The following is a 24,386-nucleotide window of genomic DNA, read 5'->3' as shown; positions in this document are numbered from 1 at the left end:
GGTACTAAAACGAACGCTCTATCTAGAGTACGACGAAATCTAGCACAGCCCTAAAACGAACGCTCTAACCAGTAGGCTGCGGATATGGCCGAGATCAGCACCCGAGACCGGATCGTCATCGCCGCCTCGCGCCTCCTGCAGCGCCAGGGCTACGTGGGCACGGGTATCAAGCAGATCGCCCAGGAGGCGCGGGCCACCCTCGGCTCGGTCTACCACTTCTTCCCCGAGGGCAAGGAGGCCGTCGCGGTCGCCGCCATCGAGCACGGCGAGCAGGAGTTCGCGGCGATCCTCCGCGCGGCGCTGGACGGTGAGGAGGACCCGGCCGCGGCCGTCGAGGCCTGCGCCCGGCGGCTCTCCACCGCGCTACGCGAATCCGGCTGGGTCGACGGCTGCCCCGTCACGGCGGCGGCGCTGGAGACGCTGGGCACGGACTCCGGGATCCAGCGGGTGTGCGCCTCGGCGCTGCGCGGCTGGGAGCGGCTGGTGTACGACAAGCTGCTGCGCGCGGGCTTCCGCGAGGAGGACGCGCGGGACCTGGCGACCACGGTCATCAGCACGCTGGAAGGCGCAGAGGTGACCGCCCAGGTGCACCGCAGCGAGGAGCCCCTGCGCGCGGCGGGCCGTCAGCTGGCCCGCCTGGTCGGGTCGTACGAGACGGGCGCCGCGGAACGCCGGGACGAAGGGCGGGGCTGAGCCCTGTCCTGTGCGCCCGGTCCTGTGTGCCCGGTCCTGTGCGCCCGATCCTGTGTGCGCGGCGCGTGACGTGTCCTCGCCCGCCGACGGGTTGGAGGAGACGCGATGGGCTCAGCGGGCCGTCGCCGGGGGCGGCGGGGCGCAGCCGTCGCCGATCGGGCTCGGCGTCCCCGGCGGTGTGAGCGTGGGCGCGGGAGAGGGCGAAGGGGAGCGGCGGTGCCGGTGCGGCGCCGGAGCCGACGAGGGAGCGGGCGGGGATCCGTACGGCGTGGCGGAAGGGCCGGCCGGGGTGTGGACCGAGGCGCGGATCGCCTTGGCGGTGAGCTGCCGGATCCGGTCCCAGTCGGGGTAGGCGGTGTTGACCAGGGGCGGCACGAACTGCAGGCTGGTGATCGCGGCGTGTTTGGCCTTCCAGGCCAGCGGCACCAGATGCTCCAGCATGGGCCGGGGCACGTCGGTGCGGACGATCCTGCGCGTGGCCGCCGCGATCTCGGTGAACCGCGACAGCACGGTGGCCGGGTCGGCCTGGGAGAGCAGGGCCCCGAGGACGCATCGCTGCCGATGCATCCGGTCGAAGTCGTCGCTGTAGGTGCGGGAGCGCGCGTACCACAGCGCCTCGGTGCCGTTCAGCCGCCGGGTGCCCGCCCTGACGACGCCCTCGTCGTACAGGCCGTACACGATGTCGCGGTCCACCGTCATCACGAGCCCGCCGAGTGCGTCGACCATCTTCGCGAAGCCCCAGATGTTGACCAGCGCGTACCAGTCGATCCGCAGGCCCAGGATGTGGCCGATCGTCTCCTTGAGGACCTCGGCGCCCATGTGCCGCCGCCCGCCGAACAGCTCGGGATGGTCGTCGGCGTACTGCCACACCGAGAACAGCAGGTCCTCGCGCCAGCCGGGGCGATACTCCGGCAGCTGGAAACCGAAGGGGAACCGGACGGCCATGGGGCTGCCCGGGGGGAAGCGGACGTGCTCCAGATTGCGGGGCAGGCCGAGCAGCACGGTGTTGCCGGTCCGCACGTCCACGCTGGCGACGTTGATGCTGTCGGTGCGCATCCCGATCCGGTTGTCGCCCCAGTCGCCGCCGAGCAGGAGCACGTTGACCCGGTCACGGCCCGCCCACGGGTCGTCCCGCTGCGGGGCGACGCCCGCCTGGCCGGTCGCGGCCGGCGCGGCGAACATCGCGTCGAGGGTCTGCTCGGACACGCGGACATACCGGGCGGCGACCGCGAACGGGACCGCGACGACGACCGCGAGCACGCCCGCGACCAGCCCGGTGAGGATCTGCCAGGAACGGGGCAGCCGCCCGGGACGCAGGACGACGTACGAGCGGATGACCAGCCAGAACCAGGCGAGGGAACAGGCCAGGAACACCATGGAGATCTGGCCCAGCCACCCCAGCGCGCGTCCGGCGAGGCCCGCGTCGGCGCCGACCGCCACGCACACGACGGAGACGACCACGGTCAGATGGCCACCGAGCAGGAGCAGCCCGGCGCGCAACCGGCCCGCTCGCAGGTGCGCCGCGCCGGGCAGCACCGCCGACAGCGCCACCCAGCCGATGAGCGCGGCGGCTCCGCGCGCCGCCCCGCTGCGACGCGTCACCGGCGCGGCGCTCTCCCGAGGTGCCAGATCAGGGGTGATCACGCCTCACATTGAAGCGACCCACGCCGTGGAAAACCGGTGGCAGCCACGAGGAGGGGAAGTCCGTACCCGAACTTGACCAGGGCTCGCCCCTGTCCTGGGAACCGGCCCGCGATCGGAGACCGGACAGCCGGTGGCGGGCTGTGCGGCCGGCCGGACCCGGGTCGCGGGTCATGACGCGCGCGGGGAGAGGTTCAGAGCGTCGGGGATGGCCGCGAAGGCGTTGCGCAGCCGGTCGGTGAGGGCCCGGCGGCCGCCGGCGCCGTCGTCGCGGACCCAGTCGCGGGCGGCGACGCTCCAGGCGGTGGTCGCGAGTTCGGCCAGGATACGCAGCCGCAGGTCATCGGAGTCGAGGCCGAGCCTTTCCGCCAGACAGGCGACAACCTGCTTTTCCACCCCGGTGCGCTGGTACTCGACTTGGCCCAGGAGGGCGGGAGTGGTGAGGATCAGGCGCCGGGTGAGGATGTAGCGGTGGTCCCAGTCGGGCGGCAGGACGCCGGCGGCGCGGGCGAGGGTGTCACACAGTTCGGCGAGCACCGTGTCACCGGGCGCCGTGTCACCGGGCGCCGTGTCACCGGGCGCCGTGTCACCGGGCGCCGTGTCACCGGGCGCCATGTCACCGGGCGCCATATCACTGAGCGCCGTGTCACCGGGCGTCATACCGGGCGGCCGGTGGTCCGCGAGCTCTCCCAGGTAGGCCGCCCACAGTTCGTTTTCGGCCTCCACGGCCGCCGCTTCTTTCGTCGCGAACGCGCGGAAGAACGTGCTGCGTGACACCTCCGCCTCGTCGACCAGTTCCTCCACCGTGGTGGCGTCGAAGCCCCTCTCGGTGAACAGGCGCAGCGCGATGTCGGCGATGGTGCGCCGGGTGCGCAGCCGCTTGCGTTCACGCAGCGGCAGCGAGCGGTCGTCGGCGGTCATGCCCGGAATCCTACTCAAACCGATCCTCGATGTCTCAAGAGCTTCAGTCGCTAATGATACTTGCGCATTATTGAAACTGAGTGTCAGAATCGAGCCGTTCGAGACCGCCGAGCAAGGAGATCGACATGACCGTCACTTTGAACCCCGCGATCGTCGGCCAGGCCGAGAAGCACCACACGGCGATCCTGAGTCGTGCACTGTCCGGCACGACCGTCGACGAGAAGCAATGGATCACTGTGAACCAGGCCCTGGCCGCCGGCGGCACGGTCGAACGGGCCGCGCACGTCGCGCACGTCGCCCGGCTGACCCGTTGGCGGCCCGCCGACGTCGACGCCGCGCTGGCGGCCCTCGTCGGCACCGGTCTGGTGCGGGAAGCGCCCGGTGACCACATCGAGGTCACCGACGCCGGTCGCGCGCTGGTGGCGAAGGTGCGTGCCGAAACCGGCGAGATCCTCGGTCGTGCCTACGGTTCGGTTCCGGCCGCGGACCTGGCTGTCGCGGCACGTGTACTGACCACCATCACGGCCCGGATGGCCGAGGAACTGGCCTGATCGCCCATGCCTGGACCGGACGTCCGCGCCGGGCCGCCGCCTGAACCCCGGACCGGCTACCAGGGGAACGCGAACAGGCCGTAGTAGGCGGCGGTCAGCAGCAGCAGCGCGGTCCCGCCGAGCACGCCGCCGAGCACGATCTTCTGCCAGGGCGTCGGCTCCCAGCCGTCCTGCAGGCCGGCGATCACCGCCGCGAACGTCGTGACCGTCTGCACGAGCATCACGATGGCGAGCAGGCGTACGACCAGCCATCCGGCCTGCACGGCGGGCCAGGCGCCGGCCTGGTTGACCGAGAACAGCACGATGAGCGTGATGAACGCCAGGACGGCGGCGAGCTCCCCGAGGCCGGTCCAGGCCATCCGGCGCAGCCGCGGCCGGATGGTGGGCCACAACTGCACGCTGTCCTCGACCCTGGCCCCCACCCCGGCGTGCAGCCCCAGGTCGCGCCCGCGCAGCCGGACGACCATCTCGGTGACCGGCGCCGCGACGTACCCGACCGCGGCCAGGCACAGCGTGAGCCACAGGATCGTGCTGTCCCCCCACCACGGCGCGGCGGGCACGTCGGCCGCCTCGAAGCGCTGCACCGGCGTCGCCCCCGCGATCGGCACCGGGGGCCTTGCCGTACGCGGCAGGTCTTTGATCCAGTTCGCCAGCGTCGGCAGGTAGTCCGCCGCGAACGGCCCGCCGCGGATCCGCATGGCGTGGTCGGCGCCCGCGAGAAAACGGATCGTGTAGTCGCTGTTGCCGCCCCGCGCGAGCGCGCCGGTCAGGGTCCGCGTGCTCTCCACGAACGGGATGGACGGATCGTCGGTGCCGTACAGCGCCAGGACGGGCTGGCTGATCCCGCGCAGGGCGGGCACCCCGTCGTAACGCAGGAAGTCGAAGCCGACCCCGCCCATCGCCCGGGTGAGCAGGTCGCGCACGCCGGTCGGGGCGTGCAGGCGCAGCAGTTGCTCGTTGAGCGCCCAGGCGACCTGGCGCAGGGGGGAGACGTTGGGGGAGGAGACCAGCACGACGAACGCGGCCTTGGGATCGCGCGACGCGGCGATCGGCACGACCCAGCCGCCCTCGCTGACGCCCCACAGGCCGGCTCGCGCCGGGTCGACGTCGGGCCGCCCGCGCAGCACTCGCAGCATGCGCAGGGCGTCGTCGGCGAGCAGCCCGAAGTCGCGGCTGCGGAAGGAGTAGCCCACCGTCCGCTTGTCGTAGGCGAGCGTCACGACGCCCGCCCGGGCCAGCCACTCGGCCTGCTGGGTGAACTCCCCGCCGTCGCCCGATCCCGAGCCCTGCACGAACACCATCGCCGGGTGGCGCCCGGGGGACAGCGGCGCTCTGATCGTCGCCGTCAGCGTCTCGTTCTTCGCCGGCACGAGCAGCGTCTCGGTACGGAACCGGTCGGTGCGGGCGACCGGCCGCACTTCGGCGGCGGGCTGGGGAGGTAAGTCATGAAACTGGGGCGAAGCGGACAGGGGTGGGGGATCGAAGGCCGGCGGGGAGAGCACGTGGCCGACGATGGCGAGTGCCACCATCAACACACCGGCGATCACTCCGAGAGTGCCCCGGCCGACGTTCATGAGGCCGCTCCCTCATGCTTGCCCGTAGTACCGAACTCAGGCTAAGTCATTACCCGCCATTTACCACGCGCACCGAAGGGGCGGTTGGTGCGGCGTTTGTCGGCGGGACCTGTTAGCTTCCTGCGACATGCGTGTCCTGCACAGCTCCGACTGGCACCTCGGCCGGTCGTTCCACCGCGAAAGCCTGCTCGCCGCCCAGGCCGCGTTCGTCGACCATCTGGTCGAGACCGTGCGGACCGAGCGCGTGGACGTCGTGGTGGTCTCCGGTGACGTCTACGACCGGGCGCTGCCTCCCGTCGACGCGGTCGCGCTGTGCAACGAGGCGCTGGCCAGGCTCAAGGCCGTCGGCGCGCACATCGTGCTGATCAGCGGCAACCACGACTCCGCCGTACGGCTGGGTTTCGGCGCCGACCTCATGGAGCGGGTGCATCTGCGCACCGACCCCGGCCGGGCCTGGGAGCCGGTCACGATCGGCGACGTGGCGTTCTTCGGCATCCCCTATCTGGAGCCCGAGCTGGTCCGGGGGCCGTGGGAGCTGGCCGAGCGCAGCCACACCGCCGCCGTCACGTACGCGATGGACCGCGTGCGTGAGCACCCGGCGGCGCGCAAGGTGGTGCTCGCGCACGCCTTCGTCACCGGGGGAGAGGCGAGCGACAGCGAAAGGGACATCAGCGTCGGCGGGGTTTCACACGTGCCGTTGAGCGCGTTCTCCGAGATCGACTACGTGGCGCTCGGGCATCTGCACGGACGCCAGGTGATGAGCGAGACGGTCCGCTACAGCGGCTCGCCGATCGCCTACTCCTTCTCGGAAGCCGGCCACACCAAGGGCTCCTGGCTGGCCGATCTCGGCACGGGCCGGACCGAGTTCGTCCCCGCCCCCGTGCCCCGGCCGGTGAGCACGGTGCGGGGCCGCATCGACGACCTGCTGACCGACGCCCGTTTCGACCGGTACGAGGACCACTGGCTGCAGGTGACGCTGACCGATCCGGAGCGGCCGCGCGAGGCGATGGAGCGCCTGCGCCGGCGCTTCCCCCACACGCTGGCGCTCGCCTTCGAGCCGGACGGCGTGACGGAGCGACCGGCGGCCCGGGCGAGGATCGCGGGCCGGGCCGAAATCGAGGTGGCGCTCGACTTCGTCCGCGAGGTGCGCGGCGAGCCCGCGGACGACGACGAACGGCGCCTGCTGGAAGAGGCGGTCGAGGCCTGCCGCATCAAGGAGAGCACATGATCGCGTGTGCGGAGGCCGGGCGGGCGGCGGTGCGGGAGCGCGGGCCCGGCCCGCGGAGAGGCGAGGAGGTCCGGTGAGGCTGCATCGGCTGCGCATGGTCGCGTTCGGGTCGTTCCCCGGGACCGAGGAGGTCGACTTCGACGCGCTCGGCGAGGCGGGCCTGTTCCTGATCCACGGCCCGACCGGCGCCGGCAAGACGACCGTGCTCGACGCCGTCTGCTACGCCCTTTACGGCAGGGTGCCCGGTCAGCGGGAGAACGCCAGGAGCCTGCGCTGCGACCACGCGCCGCCCGGCCGGGGGCCGTCGGTGACGCTGGAGGTGACGATCCGGGGCAGGCGCCTGCGCGTCACCCGCTCGCCCGCCTGGATGCGGCCGAAGCTGAGAGGCTCGGGCCTGGTGGAGGAGAAGGCCAAGGCCCTGGTCGAGGAGCTCGTCGGAGAGCCGGCCGAGTCCGGCGGGCAGTGGATCGCGCGTACCACCCGCAGCGACGAGGCCGGCGACTTCGTGAACACGCTGACGGGCATGACGGCGGCCCAGTTCTGCCAGGTCGCGCTGCTGCCTCAGGGCGAGTTCGCGAAGTTCCTGCGGGCGGGCGGCGAGGAACGGCGGGAACTGCTGGAGCGGCTGTTCTCCGTGCGCGTGTTCAGTGAGGTGGAGCGGTGGCTGGCCGACCACCGCACGCGCACCTGGCGGGAGGCCCAGGAGCTGGGGCAGCGGGTCGAGTCGGTGCTCGACCGCATGCGCGGCGCGGCGGGCGACGACCTGCCGCTGCCCGAGGACGCCGGCGAGCCGGCCGCCTGGTCGCTGGAGGTGCTCGACCTCGCACGCGGCGCACTCGCGGACGCGGTCGCGGCCCGCGCGGCGAGTCAGGATGCGCTGCTGTCCGCCCGCGCCCGCCTGGACGAGGGCCGCGCCCTGGCCGACCGGCAGCGCAGGCACGCCGCCGCCCTCGCCCGGCGGCAGGAGCTCGACGCGGCGGCGGACGAGCGGTCGGACCTGGAGGCGATGCTCGACGAGGCCGCGCGGGCCGGCCGGGCGGCGCCGCTGATCCGGCAGGCCGATCAGCGGGCGGAGGCCGCCGCCAAGGCGCGGCGGGTGGCCGCCGACGCCGTGTTCCGCGCGCTGCCCGGCCTGGACCCGCCGGATCCGGAGCGGCTGGCCGTGCTGGAGAGGGAACGGCGCGACGAGATCGCCCGGGTGCGTCAGGTCCTTCCCGAGGAGGCGCGGTTGCGCCGGGTGCGGGACGAGCGCGCGGGCGCCGAGCGGACGCTGGAGACGCTGGCGGAGGACGAGGCCCGGCTGGAGGAGCGGCTAACCGAGCTGCCCGCCGAGCGGCTCGACGCCGAGGAGCGGCTCGCGCGGGCGAGGCTGGCGGCGGCGAGCCTTCCGGGACTGACCGGCGCCAGGGACGCCGCGCTGCGGCTGCGCGAGGTGAACGAGGAGGCCGCGCTGCTGGAGGGCGAGCTGGCCCGGCTCGCCGGCGAGGAGGAACAGGCGCGGACGGATCAGCGGGAGCTGCCCGCCGCGCTGACCGGCGCGCAGGAGCGGCTGGGCGACCTGCGTGACATGACCGCGCGCATCCCCGCGCTGGAGGCCGCCGCCCAGATGGCGGAGGAGCGGCTGCGGGCGGCGCGGCTGCGCGACGCGCTGACCGCCGAGCTGGAGGAGGCCGAGCAGAACCGCCGCGAGGCGGTCGATCTGGCGCAGGAGCGCCGCGACCGGCTGCAGAAGGTCCGGCAGGACCGCATCGACGGCATGGCCGCCGAGCTGGCGGCCGGGCTCGTGGACGGGCTGCCCTGTGTCGTCTGCGGCGCCACCGAGCACCCGCGTCCGGCCGAGGCCGCCGGACGCCCCGCCACCGCCGAGGACGAGCAGGCCGCGCAGGACGAGTTCGACGCCGCGCAGCGGGCCCGTGAGGAGGCCGAGGCGAACGTCGCCCGGCTCTCCTCCCACCTCGCCGACGCCGCCTCCCGTGCCGCGGACCTGTCCCAGGAGGCGGCCTCGGCCGCTTTCGCGGACGCGCGTGAGGAGCTGTCGCGGCTGCGTTCGGCGGCGCGGGCCGTCGGCGCGGCCGAGGAGGAGGCCGCACGGCTGGCGGCCGCCCTCGACGCCGCCCGTGGCCGGGCCGGGGAACTGGCCGGGCTGGTGACCGAGAACAGGACCAGGCGGGAGGCCCTGCTGGCGGAGGGCGAGCGTCTCGCCGCCGGTCTGGCGGGCGACCTCGCGACGGCTGAGGCGGACCTGCAACGCGCCCGGTCCCTGGCGGCGGCGGAGGAGGAGCTGTCCGCCCACGCGGCGCGGCTCGCGGCCGAGGCGGAGGACCTGGGCCTGCGCGTCGCGCGGACCGGCGCCGAGCTGGCCGAGATCCGCGCCCATCGCGACCGGCTGGAGGCCGACGAGCGCAGGCTGGCCGAGGTGATCGACGCCCTGCGCGGCGATGACTCGTCTCTCGCCGCTCGCCTCGACCGGCTGGCCGAGGAGGCGGATCTGCTGCGTGAGGCGGCCGAGGCGGCGGCCGAGGCGGCCGCGGCAGGCCGCGAGAGCGAGACGGCGCTGGCCGAGGCCGCCCGGGCCGCCGCCGAGGAGGGGTTCGCGAGCGTGGAGCACGCGGCGGCCGCCGTGCGCACACCGGAGGACCGGGAGGCGATGTCCGAGCGGCTGGCACACCTGGACGCCGAGCGGGCCACGGTCGAGGGCCTGCTCGCCGATCCCGAGCTGGTCGCGGCGGCGGCCGAGCCCGCCGCGGATCTGCCGGAGCTGGAGGCCGGCCACGAGCGGGCCGAGCGGGAGCACGCCGCCCGCACCTCCGCCCGTGACCGGGCGCAGGGGAGGCTCGACCAGCTCACCGGGCTCGCCGGTGAGCTGGACGCCGCGCTGCGCGCCTTCCGGCCGGCCGAGGAGCGGCACCGCCTGGCACGCCGGCTCGCCGAGCTGGCCACCGGCACGTCCGGCGACAATCGGTGGCACATGAGGCTGTCGGCGTACGTGCTGGGCGAGCGCCTGCGCCAGGTCGTCGACGCGGCGAACGAGCGCCTCGACCGCATGTCGGGCGGGCGTTACCTGCTGCGGCACGACCTGAACCGGTCGGCGGGCGACCGTGGCCGGTCGGGCGGCGGGCTGGGTCTGCGGGTGCTCGACGCCTGGACCGGCGTGGAACGCGACCCCGCCACCCTTTCCGGCGGCGAGAGCTTCATCACCTCGCTCGCCCTGGCGCTGGGCCTGGCCGACGTGGTGACGGACGAGGCGGGCGGCGCCGAGATCGGCAGCCTCTTCGTGGACGAGGGCTTCGGCACCCTCGACGAGGAGACGCTCGACGACGTGCTCGACATCCTCGACGGCCTGCGAGAGGGCGGCCGGGCCGTCGGCGTGGTCAGCCACGTCGCCGAACTGCGGGTGCGCATCCCCGCCCAGCTCCGCGTGATCAAGGGCCGCTCCGGCTCGACCCTGTCGCAGCGCTGACCCCTGCTTGTCCCACCGGCTCCGGCGGTTTCGCCTGTCGTGGGTCGTGAGGCGCCCGGCGGCACGACCCACGGCGTAAGGACCGCCGCCCGCCGGCGGTGGCCTCTCCGCCCGCGATGCCCGTGGTCGCTCACGGACCGGAGCGGTCCGTGTAAGAGGAGGTCAAGCGCTCTGCAACCGTGCGGCCCTATCAACGACATGCAGGCCCACGGAGTCCACCGCGCGGCCGCCCCCGACCGGCCGAGCTGCACAGCCGCCGATGAGAGGTGAGTGCGTCATGAGGAGTATCCGCAGGAGCACGGTCTTGGTCGTCACCGCGGGCGCCCTCGCGCTCGGTCTGGCGCTCCCCACGGGAACGGCCTACGCGTCCGCCGGCTACAAGACGTTCACCTGGAAGCACGGTTCCACCGCGGGTGACTGCACGATGTACAGCGGCGGCGCCGGCTGGACGGCCCCGACATGGACGCTCTACCCGGACGGCACGGCCTGGTTCGACGCCACGCTCACCAGCATGTCGGGTGACGACGCCTGGCTGATGTGGGCACATCTCAAGGACGAGAACGGCGCGCTGCTCGCCGACATACGTATACCCGGCAGCACCAGCACCAAATTCGTCAAGAACCTGCCCCTCGGCTGGCCGCGGAAGTATCGATGGCTGGCCGAAGGCAGGTTCGACCCCAGCCTGTACCCCCTGATCAAGGGGATGTCGCTGAGCAAGCACTGCTGAGCGTCGGCCACCGCCGGGGACCCGCCGGAGCGACGGCGGAGACGAGGGCCGGACGGGCCAAACTCACCAGAGGGCGAGCGAACGGGTCAGGATGCCGACGAGGTCCTCCTCTCGCACGGGCCTGGGGGAGGTGGTGAGCAGTCGCTGCTGCTTCATCGCCCCCTCCACCAGCGCCGGCACGTCGCTCTCCGCGTATCCCACGCCGCCGATGCCGTTCGGGATGCCGACGTCGCGCATGAGCGCGGTGAGCACGCCGGGCAGGAACTCCGCAGGCTCGTCCGGCACGGCGGCCGAGGGATCGAGCAGCCCGGCCGCGCGCACGTGCCGCGCCGGGTCCGCCTCGAAGGTGAACCGGAACGCCTCCGGCGCGGTCAGCGCCACCGCCATGCCGTGCGGCACCATGGGTTCGCCGCCGGGATACCCGTGCGGGTGGAAGTCCTTCACCCGCCCGGCGATGGGATAGGCGTTGGCGTGCGGGATGTGCACGCCCGCGTTGCCGAACCCCAGCCCCGCGAAGGTCGCCGCCAGCGCCATCGCGCCCCTCGCCCCGGCGTCGTCGCCGTCCCGTACCGCCGTGCGGAACGAGCCGGACAGCAGCCGGAGCGCCTGCTCCGACCACATGTCCGCCACCGGATTCGACCCGCAGTACGGCACGCGCTCCTCCGGCCGCCTGCGCTCATAGGAGGTGTACGGCCGGGCAGTGTAGCTCTCCAGGGCGTGACAGAGGATGTCCATCCCCGCGGCGGCGGTCACCCCGGGCGGCTGCGTCATCGTCAGGTCCGGGTCCACGACGGCCAGCACGGGGCGGAGCCGGGCGTGGCTGATCCCCGTCTTGACCTTGAGCCCGAGCACGTCGAGCACGCAGATCGTGGTGCTCTCCGAACCGGTTCCCGTGGTCGTGGGCACCGCGACCAGCGGCTTGAGCGGCTCGGATGGGGCGCGGCCGGCACCGATGGGCGCGTTGACGTAGTCCATCAGCTCGCCCGGATTGGTCGTCAGCAGGTTCACGGCCTTGGCGGTGTCGATGCTCGACCCGCCGCCGACGGCGACGAAGGCGTCCCAGGGGCCGCTCGCCCGGGCGTGCCCGATCGCCACGAGCAGGCTCTCGTCGGTGGGCTCGACGTGCACGCCGTCGTACACCTCGGCGTGCATGCCGAAGCCGGCGATCTGCCCGGCGATCCGCGCCGGGGCGCCGGTCGCCGCCACACCGGCGTCGGTCAGCACCAGCACGCGGCGCACGCCGTACTGCCCGAGGTCGAAGCCGATCTCGGCGGACGCGCCGGGGCCGAACTTCAGCGCGGGCGCGCCGTAGGTGAAGACGGACTCGGGGGTGCTCGGAACGATCACGATGGGCGGACCTTTCACTCGCGGGGGTCATAGGGCACATGCCCGGGGGCCTGCTCGGCGTGCGGGGTTCGCGACGGTGCATCTGACATTTGACGCGATCCCCGGCCTGAAGGGAAAGCCGGAGCGCTGCGGGCGAATCAGACGGCATGCCGCGGAGCACGAGCCCATCCCGCCGCCGTCCCGGATGCCGCCCCCGCGGAGATGCGCGGCCACGTGGCGCACATCGTCGAGCCTCTCGTGCCCCGGGCCTTCTCCGGGTCGCCGCAGGACGCCCGGCGGCCGACATCAATGAATCTACGTTGTAAAGGACAAAGCGGGCTGCGGCATCGGGCGAACCGCGTCCATGATCGGAACATGGGCGAGAACCGATCGATGCGAGACGTGGTCGTCCCCCGGCGCGACGACCTGGAGAACGCCATGCAGGTGGTGCGGGCCCATCTGCGCCCCACCCCGGTGGACCTGGGCGCGGGCACGCCCGGCGATCCCACGCTGAAGCTGGAGAGCCTGCAGCCCACGGGGTCGTTCAAGGTTCGCGGTGCGTTCAGCGCCATAGCCGCCGCACCCGGACCCGGTGTGGTGACGGCGTCGGCCGGCAACCACGGGCTGGGCGTCGCCTTCGCCGCGAACGCGCTCGGCGGCAAGGCCACGGTGGTCGTCCCGCGCACCGCCTCGGCCGCGAAGACAGCCCGCCTGCGCCGCCTGAACGCCGACCTGGTGTGCACCGGTGAGAGCTTCGACGAGGCGGAGGAATACGCGCTCACGCTCGCCGGAGCGTCGGGGCGCCACTACCTATCGGCCTACAACGATCCGCACGTCATCGCGGGTCAGGGCACGATCGGGCACGAGCTGGACGAACAGCTCGACGGGCCGCTGACCGTGGTGTGCCCGGTCGGCGGCGGAGGGCTCGTCTCCGGCCTGGGGCTGTGGGCGGCGGGCCGCGCGGACGTACGCGTCGTCGGCGTGGAGGCCGCCGCCTCCACCGCCGTGTCCGCGGCGGTCGCCGCGGGCCGTCGCGTGCCCGTCGAGGTCCGCCCGACCCTCGCCGACGGGCTCGCCGGGAACATCGAGCCCGGGTCGGTCACCGTCGGCCTCGTCGCGCGGCATGTGCACCACCTGGTCACGGTGTCCGAGGACGAGATCCGCGCCGCGCTGCGCTACCTGGCCCACGAGCGTGGATACGTGGCCGAGGGCGCGGGAGCGGTGCCGGTCGCCGCCCTGCTCGCCGGCAAGGTCGACGCGTACGGACGGGTCGTGGCGGTGGTCTCGGGCCGCAACATCACCGCCGCGGCGCTGGCGTCGGCCCTCGCGGCCGGTGAGACGCGACCGGCCGCGGCGTCGTGATCCGCGCGGGACCCGGCAGGTCAGGGAGCGCGCTCCTCGCTGGTCTTCGGGGTGAGCGCGGCGACCGCGCGCAGCGCCGCGGCCGGGTCGTCGGCGAAGAACCGCAGCCGCCGGACGGCGGCCGCCGGGCGTGCAGCCGTCCACGGACGGCGCGGAGGGGGCACCTCGATCGGTTCGCGCAGCTCGACCACGAGGTTCGTCTGCGACGAGACCGCGAGCGCGAGTTCGCCGTCCGAGAGGCCCACGAGTTTCCTCTGGTCGTAGCGGCGGTCGATCCGCACCGAGGTGACGAGCTCCAGCGGGACGTCCAGCCCGAACAGGCGGCCATATCGCAGGCGCAGCGCCTCCGGCGACACGGTGTGCGGCCGCCGGGCGCAGCTGACCATGACGCCGAGGACGGCGAGGGCCGACGCCGCGTCGAGGACCAGGATCCCCAGTCGGGGCACGTCGGGCAGCCCGAACCCGCGCAGCAGCAGGTCCACGGCCGCCGTCTCCAGCACCAGCACGAACAGCATCACCGCCATCATCGGCGTCTGCTCCCGGTTGTAGCCGATGACGTGCCTCACGACGGCCGGTCCGCGAGCAGGGCCAGGACCCGCCGTACGACCTCGGCCTGGGCGGGGGACAGGTCGGCGAGGAAGGCCTGGGCGAACGGATCGCCGGCCGAGGGCACCGTGGTGGCGAGACCGGCGGCGAGGTCCCGCGGAAGGTGGGCGGCGAAGTCGGCGGCGAGGGCGCCGACGCGGGGATCGGCGGGGTCGGCCTCGTCCAGCTCCGCCAGCCTCCGGTACAACTCCTCGGCCCGGGCCAGCGCCTCCGGCGTCGTCAGGGGCCGCATCAGCTCCAGCAGCCGGTCCCGGTCCTCCGGCTCGGCCGCCGTGTCGAGGAGGGCGAGCAGCTCGGCGTCGGCCGCCGCGAACGGGGAGTGACGCACGGGTTCGAGGCACCGCAGGAACTCGGCCATCCGCGGCGAGACGGCGCCGTCCGGCGACGGCGACTCCTCGCTCAGCAGCGCGGCGAGCCGCTCGCGCCTGGCCCTGATGGCCTCCTCCTGCCGCGCGAGGTCGGCGTCCAGCTCCAGCAGGATCTCCCGCAGCTCCCGCGTGGAGTCGCCGGCCAGCACGTCGCGCACCTCGTCCAGCGACAGGCCCAGCTCGGTCAGCCTGCGGGCCCGGGCGAGGCGGAGCGCGTCGCGCAGGCCGTACTCCCGGTAGCCGTTGACCCGCCTCGCCGGTTCGGGCAGCACGCCCTGATGGTGGTAATGCCGCACGGTACGGGTGGACACCCCGGCCAGTGCGGCGAGTTCTCCGATCCGCATGCCCTCATTGAAGACGTTGACGTCGCGTCAAGGTCAACCAGATCTACAGCGGCAGCCAGCGGGCGGTGAGGAGATAGCCGCCGTAGACGAGCGCGGCGGCGGAGACGAGCAGGAACACCAGCACCCAGAACGTGCCGGGGACGCGGGTCAGGCGGGCGAGCTGGTCGGCGTCGGAGTCCGGGGCACGGCCCAGACGCCGCTTGGTCTGCAGCTCCAGGATCGGCCGCACACCGCCGAGCAGCAGGAACCACGCGGCGGCGTACGCGCAGGCCGACTGGATGTCGGGCGTCGCGAACCACGACAGCGCGAAGACCGCGCCGCCGACGGCGAGCAGCGACACGGCGCCGAAGAAGTTCCTGATCATCAGCAGCATGCACGTCAGCAGCGCGAGCACGGCCCACAGCAGCATCGTGATCCGCCCGCCGGAGACCAGCCAGGCCGCTCCGAGCCCGATCAGGGAGGGCGCGACGTACCCCGCCGCGGCTGTGACGATCATGCCGGGGCCCGTGGGCCTGCCCCGGGTGAGCGTCACGCCCGAGGTGTCCGAGTGCAGGCGGATGCCCCGCAGTTTGCGCCGGGTCAGCACCGCGACCAGCGCGTGGCCCCCCTCGTGCGCGATCGTGATCAGGCCGCGGGAGATGTGCCACGACGCCGGGTAGGCGACGACGGCCAGGGCGGCGAACCCGGACAGGACGACCAGCCAGAGCGGGGGCGCGATCTGGGTGGCGGTCAGCTGGTTCCACAGGGCCTTCAGGGGGTTCACCTTCGGAATCGTACGGCCCGGCGGCCCGGCCCGCGCTCCCCGTGCTCCCCGTGCTCCCCGTGCTCCGGGCTCCCGTTCCCCGTGCGTCCGGCCCGGCTCCCCGTGCTCCCGGCCCCGTTCCCCGTGCCGCGGGCTCTCGCTTCGTACGGCGCCTGCTGAGTAAGCGCGGCGATGGTGGTTACCTTCTACGTGTGGCTGAGCGGCGTATGCGTGGGTTGCGCGGATTGAGTGGGCTGATGAGAGCGAAACCGGAGCAGGCTCCCGAGCACTCCATGGACCCCCGTGCGGGCGAGGAGGAGACGTTCAGGCAGAGCGTGATCGACAACGCCGTGTACGTGGACGGCGAGCGCGTGGACTCGCCGCTGTCGCTGGGCGACGCGATCGCCTCGCTGCGCGCGCGGCCGAGGGCGATGGCGTGGATCGGCCTGTACCGGCCCGAGGAGGCCGAGCTGATCAAGGCGGCCGAGGAGTTCGGCCTGCACGAGCTCGCCATCGAGGACGCCATCGTCGCCCACCAGCGGCCCAAGGCCGACCGGTACGGCGACACGCTGTTCGTGGTGCTGCGGGCGGCGCAGTACCTCGACAAGCCCGAGAAGGTGGCCTTCGGCGAACTGCACGTCTTCGTCGGCCCCGACTTCGTGCTGACCGTACGGCACAGCGAGGCGCCCGACCTGTCCAAGGTGCGCCGCCGGATGGAGTCGGACCCCGACCTGCTCCGCCAGGGACCGCAGGCCGTGCTGTACGCGATCCTCGACGCGGTGGTGGACGGCTACGCGCCGGTGGTCGCCGGGCTGCAGAACGACATCGACGAGATCGAGGTGCAGGTCTTCGGCGGCGACCCGGCCGCGCCCCGGCGCATCTACAGCCTGTCGCGGGAGGTCATCGAGTTCCAGCGGGCGGCCAGCCCCCTGGTCCCGATGCTCGACGGCTTCATCGCCGGCTCGCCCAAATATGGTGTGAACGAGGAGCTGCAGCGCTACCTTCGCGACGTGTCCGACCACGCGATCACGGTCACCGAGCGTGTGGCGGGCTTCCGGCAGATGCTGCAGGACATCCTCGTCGTCAACTCCACGCTCGTCAGCCAGCAGCAGAACGAGGAGATGACCAAGCTCACGGCCGCGAGCATCGCCCAGGGCGACGAGGTCAAGAAGATCTCGGCGTGGGCGGCCATCCTGTTCGCCCCGACGCTGGTCGGCACGATCTACGGGATGAACTTCGATCACATGCCCGAGCTGCACTGGGTGCTCGGCTACCCCGTCGCGATCATGCTCATGGGCGTCGTCTGCCTCACGCTCTATCTGGTCTTCAAACGCCGCGACTGGCTCTGAGCCGCCCGCGCGGCCGTGCTGCCTTTTTCTCCCGCGCGCCGCCTTTCGCGTCACCGTGCGTGAGCGTTTTCGGAATTCCGGATAACGAGGCGATTTCGCGGCCGTAATCGCCGGAATTTCCCGACTAATAAAGTCGGTATAGGGCGTATTTGTGTGTCGCCGTGGCGCCGTGTGGGGCGAGCTCACCCTTTCCGTCGACCTCGAAACGGCGCTTGACTCGGCTTTGACACCTCCTGTATAACCACTTGTGGCGCAAATTGCCGGATAAACGAGCATATAGGGGGCGGCGGCGGTTCGTTGTGACACCGTGCCGTCGCCGTATCCACTCTCAAAAAGGTGCCTCGTGAATTCTCGGACATCTGTGAGCGCATATCCCGAACCCGATTGCGGCCTTCGGCTCGCCGACCTGCCCGTGGTGACGTAGACAGATCGATCCGGACAGCGACGCCGCGGCCATGACGGCGCGCATCGGCGCGGCGCACCGCATCGCCGGCCGATGAACGGCCGGTGCGGAAGCGCGGCGGCGAATTGCCCGGAGATAACGGCACTTTCAGATCCTCATACGCCTGGCATCGTACGGGGGCCGTGCATGCGTAGCGGAGAACGGCTCAGGCCGCCGCGCATCCGGTTCCTCGAGCGCCAGGCGGCCCCGCCGCCACCGTACGGCGGGGCGTGGCCCGGCCGCCTCCCCGCCGGCCGCCGTCGCGTACCCGGACGCCCGCGCGTCCGCGAGACCGGTTCGACCAGTCCCCGACCATCGAGGAGCAACTCGTGACCGTCATGTCGAACGTCGTCCGATGCGCCACCAACGAGATCGCCACCGAACTCACCACGGAGACGCTGCTCCAGCTGGCCGATCGGCGGATCGGCGCGATTCACGTCCGGGGGTACTACCCTGCCGACATCGCGGAACAGGTCGCGCAGAAGGCGATCGACCATCCGGCGCTCGGTCACTACCACAAGCTGCACACGAGCAGCGTCGGCCGCGTGTACATGCCCCACATCGACACGAAGTGGGACCCCGAGCTCACGAAGCAGTACCACGACGCCGCCCTGCCGTCGATCAGGGACGTCCGCTCGATGTTCCACCCGTACCTGGCCCCGGTGGACAAGGTGCGCCTGGAACTGCAGGAGCTGTGGCCGGCCGGGGCCAACCTGCTGCGGCTGCGCGGACGGGCCTGCTTCGTCGGCGCGTTCCGGGTCTTCCAGCCCACGACCTCGGAGTTCTACCCGCACAACGACGCCATCGACCAGGAGACCGACGCCCCCGAGATCCAGGGCGTGCTCAACCAGCTCGTGGCCAACATCTACCTCCAGGTGCCGGACGAGGGCGGCGACCTGCAGCTGTGGCTGCGCGAGCCCACCCGGGAGGAGACCGACATCATCCTCGACGTCGAGGGCCTGGACCCCAAGACCGTCGAGCCTCCGGTCCATCAGATCCACCCCGCCGCGGGCGACCTCATCATCTTCAGCCCGCGGATGCTCCACGCGGTGACGCCCGGCCACGGCAAGCACCGTGTCGGCGCCGCCGCGTTCATCGCCACGAAGGGCCCGCAGGAGCCTCTCGTCTTCTGGAGCTGACGGGCGCACCGGCGGCCCCCACGACCGACAGCCGAGACCGGAGGATTGACCACCGCATGATCGCGGCGCTCGTTCGCAGACACGCAAGGACGCGTCCCGACCGGATGGCCGTCGCCGTGGGCCGGGACCGGCTGACCTACGCCGAGCTCGACGGCCGGGTGTCCGGCCTGGTCCACCGCCTGCGGGCCCGGGGCATCGGCCGGGGCTCTCTCGTGGGCGTCCACCTCGACCGCACACCGGACGCGGTGGCGGCCCTGCTGGCCGTGCTCGGCGCGGGCGCCGCGTACACGGTCGTCGAGCCGGCCGGGCGGACGGATGAATGCGCGGGCCGGCTCGCCGCGGCCGGCCCCGACCTCGTCGTCACCTCCTCCCCCTATGGGGAGGAGCTGCTCCGGCACGGCCTGCCCGTGCTGGACGTGAACGAGGACGGCGACGACCGCCTCCCGCGGGCCCGCCTCGACGAGCCCGAGGCGGGCGACACCGCCTACGTCCTGTACACGTCGGGCTCGACCGGGGTGCCGAAGGGCGTCATGGTCTCCCACGCCAACGTCCGGCACTACACCGAGTCGCTGCTCGCCCGGCTCGGCGTCGCGGAACCGCTCGCGTACGCGCACGTGACGACGCTGGCCGCCGACCTGGGCAACACCTGCCTGTTCCTCGCCCTGTGGACCGGCGGGTCGCTGCACCTCGTGGACGACGCCACCCGCCGTGACCCCGAGGGGCTGCTCCGCTACCTGCGGGCGGAGCGGATCGACGTCCTGAAGACGACGCCTTCGCACTGGAACGCCGTCTTCCGCGCCTTCGGCGGCGACCCGGCGACCCGGCCGGACCTGCGTTTCCTGCTGCTCGGCGGTGAGCTCCTGGCGCCGCCGCTCGCCCGCCGGACCCTCGCCTCGGGGATCACCCGCGCGCTCGTCAACCACTACGGCCCCACCGAGACGACCGTCGGCGTCGCGGCGCACGTGCTCACCGGCACGGCGGACGTGGACGCCCTCGGCGACGCCGCCTCCGTGCCGATCGGCACCGCGCTGGGCGCGACCCGGCTGCTCGTACGGACGGAGGACGGGAGTTACCACGAGCGGGACGCGGCCGGCGAGCTGTACGTGGCGGGGCCGTCGGTCGCGCTCGGCTACCGCGGTGACGCCGCCGCCACCGCGGCTGCCTTCACCGAGGACCCGGCCCTTCCCGGCCTGGGGCGCGTCTACCGTACGGGCGACAAGGTGCGCGCCGACGCGCGGGGCGTGCTGGAGTTCCTCGGCCGGGGAGACAGACAGGTCAAGATCGGTGGCTACCGGGTCGAGCTCGGCCATGTGGAGGCGGCGCTGCGCCGGCTGCCCGCGGTGGCCGACGTGGTCGTGGTCCACCGGCCGGGGGAGCGGCCCGCGCTCGTCGCCGCGGTGCTGACCGCGCCCGGCGCGCCTGCGGCCGATCTACGGCAGGAGGCGCTCGGCGTTCTCCCGCCGTACATGGTCCCGGACCATGTCGAGATCTTCGACGCCTTCCCCGGGAACGGCAACGGCAAGACCGACCAGGCCGCGATCGCCGGCATGGTCGAGGAGCGGCTGGCCGGGCGGGCCGGGCGCGTGCGGGACGCCGGCGACCCGATCCTCGCCGAGGTGTGCGCCGTGTGGCGCAGGCACCTCGGCCACGGGGACTTCGGCGTCGACGACGACTTCACCCGGATCGGCGGCAGCTCCATCGACGCCATCCAGGTCATCGCCGACCTCCAGGTCAGGGGCTACCGGATCTCGGCAGCGGCCTTCCTGGCCGAGCCGACGCCCGCGGCGCTGGCCGCCAGGATCGCGGCCGGCGCGCAGGCCCGTGAGTCGGACGGCGAGCGCGACGGTGAACCGGACGGTCCCGGGGCCGTCCCGCTCCCGGACGACGACGCCGTCCTGTCCCCGGCGCAGGAGTGGTTCTTCCGGCAGGACTTCGCCCAGCCGGACCAGTGGAACCAGGCCCTGCTCCTGGACGTCGACGGGGCGGTGCGGCCGGCGGAGCTCGCCGCCGCCGTCGGCGACGTGGTCCGGTCGCACCCCCTGCTGCGCACCGCCTTCAGGACGGGCGCGGCGGGCCGCCTGCGCGAGGTCGTCGAGCCCGGGCAGGTCTTCAGCGTGTCGGAGCTGCCGCATGGCGAGGGCCGGGCCGCCGGGCACATCCGGGAGGTCGCGGCGGCCCGCCAGGCCGAGATCAGCGTGGCGGACGGCGCCGTCTTCCGGGCGCATCTGTTCCGCGGCGCCGGCCGGGCCCACCTGCTGCTCATCTGTCATCACCTGGCCGTCGACGCCGTCTCCTGGCGCATCATCGTGAACGACCTCAGCCGCTGCTACAGCGCACGCCTGCACGGCGACCGGCCGGTCACGGCCCCGGGCACCACCGGTTTCGGCGCGTGGGCCACGCACCTGCGCGACCAGGCAGGCGCACTGCGCGCGGACCTCGCCTACTGGATCGACCTCGACCGCCTCCCCGCCCCGCCGCCCGCAGGAGACGGCGACGACAACCGCGAGCGGGACGCGTGGTCGGTGTGGTTCCGGCTGTCCCGCGCGGAGAGCGAGGCGCTGGCCCAGGGGTCGGCCTCCGGGGGGACGCCGCCCCACGCCGCGCTCCTCGGCGCCTTCGCCCAGGCGCTGGCCGAGCTGCGCGGCACCGACGATGTGGTGGTGGACGTCGAGAGTCACGGCCGCGCCTCCCTCGGGGACGCGCTGGACGTCTCCCGCGCCGTGGGCTGGTTCACCTCGACCTTCCCCGTCCTGATCGGCGTCGTCGCCGGCGACGTCGCCGCCACCTGCAAGTCCGTGGCCACCGCCCTGCACGGCGTGCCCCGCCTCGGCGTCGCGTACGGCCTGCACGGGCGGCCGCGGCGCTCGGACGTGTGCTTCAACTACCTCGGCTCCTTCCCCTTGCCGTACGGCGACGACCTGCGCCCGGCGCTGTCGCGGCACGCGGTGGGGCCGGTGCGAGGGGCGGGCAACGACCGCGTCTACGACCTCAAACTCACCGCCCGGGTCATCGACGGACAGCTCGTCGCGGACCTGTCCTACAGCTCACGCCGGCACGACACCGAGCGGATGCTGCGCCTGGCCCGCGCCACCCGCGCACACCTGGTGCAGGCCGCGGGCGTCCCGTACACCGAGGGCCGGCTCGTCGTGGAGCGCGGGTCGAGTTCCGGGCTGTTCGCCCAGGTGCCGCGGGCCCTGCTCGGCGAACCTCCGGAGCCGCCGTCCCGCGACTACGGCACCGTCCTGCTCACCGGTGCGACCGGCTTCATCGGCGTGCACCTGCTGCACCTCCTCCTGACCCGCACCGACGGCGAGATCCGCTGCCTGGTGCGCCCGGCGGAGGGGCGGCCTGCCGCCGACCGGCTGCGGGAGGCGTACGCGTGGTATCTGCCGGGCGAGGACCTCGGCCGGTACGGCGACCGCGTCACCGTGCTCGCCGGAGACCTGTCGGAGCCCCGCTTCGGGCTCGGCGAGGAGGACTACACGGCGCTGAGCCGGGAGGTGGAGGCCATCTACCACCTCGCCGGCGACACGCGGTTGTTCGCCGGGCGGGAGTCCTTCGAACGGCACAACGTCGAGCCGGTGCGGGCGCTGATCCGTCTCGCGGCGACCGGGCGTCCCAAGGACCTGCACCACGTCTCCACGCTGGCGGTCTGCGGCCGCGGCCCGGAGGGCGAGCCCGCCGTGTTCTCCGAGGACACCCTGAACATCGGCCAGCGGTTCCTGAACGAGTACGAGCGCAGCAAGTACGCCGCCGAGCGCCTGGTCCACGAGTTCGTCGCGCAGGGCGGCACCGGGTTCGTCTACCGCACCGGAAACGTCACGGGACACTCGGTGTCGGGCCGATTCCAGCGCAACGGCGGCGACAACCGGCTGGTCCAGCTGCTGCGCGCCGCCGTCCGTCTGGGGCGGGTGCCGGCCGTGGGCGCCGAGACCCTCGCGCTGAGCCCCGTGGACGTCGTGGCCGCCGGCATCTTCGCGATTTCCCGCAGCACCCGGGTGCACGGAGGCACCTTCCACGTCGACACGCACCACCGGATCTCCTATGGGGAGATCTTCGCGGCGCTGCGCGAGCTGGGATGCGCGGTGGAGGACGACGAGGCCGCCGACTTCGCCGGTCTGTTCCGCCGCCACCTCGGCGGAGACGACGAGCAGGTCGCGCTCGCGCACCTGTGGGCGAGCAGGCCCGAACGCAACGTCCGGTACGACCACACCCGCACCCGGCGCCTGCTCGCCGAACTCGGCGTGGAGTTCCCGCCGCCCAGCCGCGCGTGGCTGCGGGAGTACTTCACGGGTCTGATCCAGCAGGGCGAGATCTCCCTCGCCCCCGGCAGGTCGGAGGGGACATGACTGAGGGGCGCATCGCGATCGTCACGGGGGCCTCGTCGGGCATCGGGCGGGCGATCACGGCCTGCTTCGCCCGGCGGGGCATGCGGGTGGTCGCCGCGGGCCGCAGGGAGGACCGGCTGGCCGAACTGGTCCGTGAGCTCGCCGGGCACCCGGGCGCCGTCGTGCCGTTCGCGGGAGACATGACCAGGCCCGGCCACACGGAGGAGCTGCTGGCCGCGGCCGAACGCGAGTTCGGCGCGGCGAGCGTCTTCGTCGCGTCCGCCGGCCGCGGCCTGCCCGGCACCGTCCTTCGGTCCGACCCCGGCAGGTGGCGGGAGCTCGTCGAGGCCAACTACCTCGCCGTGCTCCACCAGCTCCGCGCGTCCGCCGCCGAGTTCAAGAAGCAGGCGGAGGCGGACGGCGGACGGCGCGTGCGCGACGTGGTGGTGATCGGCTCGACGGTCGGGCGGCAGGTCTCGGCCGCCAACCCCGTCTACGGCTCGACGAAGTTCGCCGTGCACGCGCTGGTCGAGGCGCTGCGTCAGGAGGTCTGCGTCCACGGCATCAGAGTCACCCTGATCGAACCCGGTTTCGTCCGCTCCGGCTTCCAGGAGACGGCAGGCTATGACCCCGAGTGGTTCGAAGCCGTCGCCGAGCAGAACGGACCCCTGCTGGTGCCGGAGGATGTCGCCGAGGTCGTCGGGTTCGCCGTCGACCGGCCGCCCCACGTGCATCTCGACGACATCCGCCTTCGCCCCACTCGGCAGAAGATCTGACGTCGTCATCGCGCGAAGGAGCACCCATGGACGCATTCCTCACCGAGTTGTTCTCGCTGCACGGCCGCAAAGCCGCGATCACGGGCGGCAGTTCGGGCATCGGGAGGGCGATGGCGATGGCCTTGTGCCGTGCCGGAGCCGAGGTGGTGCTGATTTCGCGCCGGGCAGAGGCGCTGGAGGACGCCGCGGACGAGATGCGCGCGGCCGGCGGAGCCGCCTCCTGGATCAGCGGGGACCTCGGTGAGCGCCAGGCGGTGCACAAGGTGGCCGACGAGCTGCTGGAACGGCACGGGACGCCGGACATCCTGATCAACGCCGCCGGAGTGAACCTCCGGCCGCCGATGGACGACCTCGCCGAGGACGACTGGGACCTGACGATGCGCCTCAACCTCGACGCGCCGTTCGTGCTCGGCCAGCGTCTGGGCCCGGGCATGGCGGGCAGGGGCTGGGGCCGGATCATCAACATCGCGTCCCAGCAGTCGATCCGCGCCTTCGGCAACAGCGGCGCCTACGGAGTCTCGAAGGCGGGGATCGCGGCGCTGACCCGGTCCCAGGCCGAGGCGTGGTCGGCCCGCGGCGTGTGCGTCAACGCCGTGGCGCCGGGCTTCGTGCGCACCCCGCTGACCCAGGCCGTTTTCAGCGACCCGGACCGCAGCGAGGCGATGGCGCGCCGCACCATGATCGGCCGGAACGGCGAGCTGGACGACTTCATCGGAATCGCCGTCTTCCTGGCCGGCGACGCCTCGGCCTACGTGACCGGGCAGACGATCTTCGTTGACGGGGGGTTCTCGTCCACCTGACGCTCGCCC

At 73.0% G+C, this 24,386-nt stretch carries 18 protein-coding genes; 11 read left to right on the top strand and 7 right to left on the bottom strand.

Going from position 1 to position 24,386, the window contains the following annotated elements:
* Positions 1-84 precede the first annotated feature (84 nt).
* On the top strand, positions 85-693 hold the full coding sequence (locus ACQPZZ_RS27070; RefSeq protein ID WP_432923626.1) for a TetR/AcrR family transcriptional regulator: 609 nt from the start codon (positions 85-87) through the stop codon (positions 691-693).
* Between the two features lie 111 nt (positions 694-804).
* Here ACQPZZ_RS27070 and ACQPZZ_RS27065 read toward each other — a convergent pair whose 3' ends face one another.
* Positions 805-2,337 (bottom strand): LCP family protein, encoded by a 1,533-nt coding sequence (locus tag ACQPZZ_RS27065; RefSeq protein ID WP_432923624.1) that lies wholly within the window; start codon positions 2,335-2,337, stop codon positions 805-807.
* Positions 2,338-2,505: 168 nt separating this feature from the next.
* Positions 2,506-3,255, bottom strand: a complete 750-nt coding sequence (locus ACQPZZ_RS27060) for a TetR family transcriptional regulator (protein WP_432923622.1) — start codon at positions 3,253-3,255, stop codon at positions 2,506-2,508.
* A gap of 125 nt (positions 3,256-3,380) precedes the next feature.
* Here ACQPZZ_RS27060 and ACQPZZ_RS27055 point away from each other — a divergent pair, with 125 nt between their 5' ends.
* Entirely contained in the window at positions 3,381-3,806 is a 426-nt protein-coding gene (locus ACQPZZ_RS27055) for a hypothetical protein (RefSeq protein WP_432923620.1), read from the top strand.
* A gap of 56 nt (positions 3,807-3,862) precedes the next feature.
* Here ACQPZZ_RS27055 and ACQPZZ_RS27050 read toward each other — a convergent pair whose 3' ends face one another.
* A complete protein-coding gene (locus tag ACQPZZ_RS27050; RefSeq protein ID WP_432923618.1) occupies positions 3,863-5,380 on the bottom strand; it encodes an alpha/beta hydrolase family protein in 1,518 nt (505 codons plus the stop codon).
* A 127-nt stretch (positions 5,381-5,507) separates the two neighbouring features.
* Here ACQPZZ_RS27050 and ACQPZZ_RS27045 point away from each other — a divergent pair, with 127 nt between their 5' ends.
* From ACQPZZ_RS27045 to ACQPZZ_RS27035, 3 genes are all read left to right on the top strand, one after another.
* A complete protein-coding gene (locus tag ACQPZZ_RS27045; protein WP_432923616.1) occupies positions 5,508-6,608 on the top strand; it encodes an exonuclease SbcCD subunit D in 1,101 nt (366 codons plus the stop codon).
* Positions 6,609-6,681: 73 nt separating this feature from the next.
* Entirely contained in the window at positions 6,682-10,068 is a 3,387-nt protein-coding gene (locus ACQPZZ_RS27040; RefSeq protein WP_432923614.1) for an AAA family ATPase, read from the top strand.
* Positions 10,069-10,345: 277 nt separating this feature from the next.
* The gene (locus ACQPZZ_RS27035) at positions 10,346-10,795 is read left to right on the top strand and encodes a DUF6294 family protein (RefSeq protein WP_432923612.1); all 450 of its coding nucleotides are present in this window, start codon (positions 10,346-10,348) and stop codon (positions 10,793-10,795) included.
* Between the two features lie 63 nt (positions 10,796-10,858).
* On the opposite strand, the gene ACQPZZ_RS27030 is transcribed toward ACQPZZ_RS27035, so the two are convergent.
* Positions 10,859-12,142 (bottom strand): hydroxyacid-oxoacid transhydrogenase, encoded by a 1,284-nt coding sequence (locus ACQPZZ_RS27030; RefSeq protein WP_432923607.1) that lies wholly within the window; start codon positions 12,140-12,142, stop codon positions 10,859-10,861.
* Positions 12,143-12,496: 354 nt separating this feature from the next.
* Here ACQPZZ_RS27030 and ACQPZZ_RS27025 point away from each other — a divergent pair, with 354 nt between their 5' ends.
* Positions 12,497-13,483, top strand: a complete 987-nt coding sequence (locus ACQPZZ_RS27025) for a threonine ammonia-lyase (RefSeq protein WP_432923605.1) — start codon at positions 12,497-12,499, stop codon at positions 13,481-13,483.
* Positions 13,484-13,503: 20 nt separating this feature from the next.
* On the opposite strand, the gene ACQPZZ_RS27020 is transcribed toward ACQPZZ_RS27025, so the two are convergent.
* From ACQPZZ_RS27020 to ACQPZZ_RS27010, 3 genes are read right to left on the bottom strand one after another with little or no spacing between them, the layout of a single operon-like run.
* Positions 13,504-14,049, bottom strand: a complete 546-nt coding sequence (locus tag ACQPZZ_RS27020) for a hypothetical protein (protein WP_432923603.1) — start codon at positions 14,047-14,049, stop codon at positions 13,504-13,506.
* Positions 14,046-14,801 (bottom strand): MerR family transcriptional regulator, encoded by a 756-nt coding sequence (locus ACQPZZ_RS27015; RefSeq protein WP_432923601.1) that lies wholly within the window; start codon positions 14,799-14,801, stop codon positions 14,046-14,048. The genes ACQPZZ_RS27020 and ACQPZZ_RS27015 overlap by 4 nt, the downstream gene beginning before the upstream one ends.
* 43 nt (positions 14,802-14,844) lie before the next feature.
* Entirely contained in the window at positions 14,845-15,564 is a 720-nt protein-coding gene (locus tag ACQPZZ_RS27010) for a M50 family metallopeptidase (protein ID WP_363638946.1), read from the bottom strand.
* A gap of 236 nt (positions 15,565-15,800) precedes the next feature.
* On the opposite strand from ACQPZZ_RS27010, the gene ACQPZZ_RS27005 reads away from it, so the two are divergent.
* The 5 genes from ACQPZZ_RS27005 to ACQPZZ_RS26985 all read left to right on the top strand — a co-directional run bounded on the left by ACQPZZ_RS27005 (position 15,801) and on the right by ACQPZZ_RS26985 (position 24,377).
* A complete protein-coding gene (locus tag ACQPZZ_RS27005) occupies positions 15,801-16,892 on the top strand; it encodes a magnesium and cobalt transport protein CorA (RefSeq protein ID WP_432923599.1) in 1,092 nt (363 codons plus the stop codon).
* 780 nt (positions 16,893-17,672) lie between these two features.
* Complete coding sequence (locus tag ACQPZZ_RS27000; RefSeq protein ID WP_432934557.1) at positions 17,673-18,473, top strand: 2OG-Fe(II) oxygenase; 801 nt, start codon at positions 17,673-17,675, stop codon at positions 18,471-18,473.
* Between the two features lie 56 nt (positions 18,474-18,529).
* Positions 18,530-22,822 carry an amino acid adenylation domain-containing protein gene (locus ACQPZZ_RS26995; protein ID WP_432923597.1) on the top strand — a complete coding sequence of 1,431 codons (4,293 nt, stop codon included), beginning with the start codon at positions 18,530-18,532 and terminating at the stop codon, positions 22,820-22,822.
* Positions 22,819-23,577: an SDR family oxidoreductase gene (locus tag ACQPZZ_RS26990; protein WP_363638952.1), complete on the top strand. Its 759-nt coding sequence runs from the start codon at positions 22,819-22,821 to the stop codon at positions 23,575-23,577. Before ACQPZZ_RS26995 ends, ACQPZZ_RS26990 begins: the two co-directional genes overlap by 4 nt.
* A 26-nt stretch (positions 23,578-23,603) precedes the next feature.
* Positions 23,604-24,377, top strand: coding sequence for an SDR family NAD(P)-dependent oxidoreductase (locus ACQPZZ_RS26985; RefSeq protein ID WP_432923594.1), 774 nt, complete (start codon positions 23,604-23,606; stop codon positions 24,375-24,377).
* Positions 24,378-24,386: the final 9 nt, after the last annotated feature.

This window comes from Microbispora sp. CA-135349 (genome assembly GCF_050947365.1).
Classification (GTDB): domain Bacteria; phylum Actinomycetota; class Actinomycetes; order Streptosporangiales; family Streptosporangiaceae; genus Microbispora.
This window is presented reverse-complemented; position numbering and strand designations above follow the sequence as displayed.

Coding starts and splice junctions, on each gene's coding strand:
- ACQPZZ_RS27050 (WP_432923618.1), bottom strand. CDS start 5,380: ATGAACGTCGGCCGGGGCACTCTCGGAGTGATCGCCGGTGTGTTGATG.
- ACQPZZ_RS26990 (WP_363638952.1), top strand. CDS start 22,819: ATGACTGAGGGGCGCATCGCGATCGTCACGGGGGCCTCGTCGGGCATC.
- ACQPZZ_RS27015 (WP_432923601.1), bottom strand. CDS start 14,801: ATGCGGATCGGAGAACTCGCCGCACTGGCCGGGGTGTCCACCCGTACC.
- ACQPZZ_RS27005 (WP_432923599.1), top strand. CDS start 15,801: ATGAGAGCGAAACCGGAGCAGGCTCCCGAGCACTCCATGGACCCCCGT.
- ACQPZZ_RS27060 (WP_432923622.1), bottom strand. CDS start 3,255: ATGACCGCCGACGACCGCTCGCTGCCGCTGCGTGAACGCAAGCGGCTG.
- ACQPZZ_RS26985 (WP_432923594.1), top strand. CDS start 23,604: ATGGACGCATTCCTCACCGAGTTGTTCTCGCTGCACGGCCGCAAAGCC.
- ACQPZZ_RS27035 (WP_432923612.1), top strand. CDS start 10,346: ATGAGGAGTATCCGCAGGAGCACGGTCTTGGTCGTCACCGCGGGCGCC.
- ACQPZZ_RS26995 (WP_432923597.1), top strand. CDS start 18,530: ATGATCGCGGCGCTCGTTCGCAGACACGCAAGGACGCGTCCCGACCGG.
- ACQPZZ_RS27000 (WP_432934557.1), top strand. CDS start 17,673: ATGTCGAACGTCGTCCGATGCGCCACCAACGAGATCGCCACCGAACTC.
- ACQPZZ_RS27025 (WP_432923605.1), top strand. CDS start 12,497: ATGGGCGAGAACCGATCGATGCGAGACGTGGTCGTCCCCCGGCGCGAC.
- ACQPZZ_RS27070 (WP_432923626.1), top strand. CDS start 85: ATGGCCGAGATCAGCACCCGAGACCGGATCGTCATCGCCGCCTCGCGC.
- ACQPZZ_RS27055 (WP_432923620.1), top strand. CDS start 3,381: ATGACCGTCACTTTGAACCCCGCGATCGTCGGCCAGGCCGAGAAGCAC.
- ACQPZZ_RS27045 (WP_432923616.1), top strand. CDS start 5,508: ATGCGTGTCCTGCACAGCTCCGACTGGCACCTCGGCCGGTCGTTCCAC.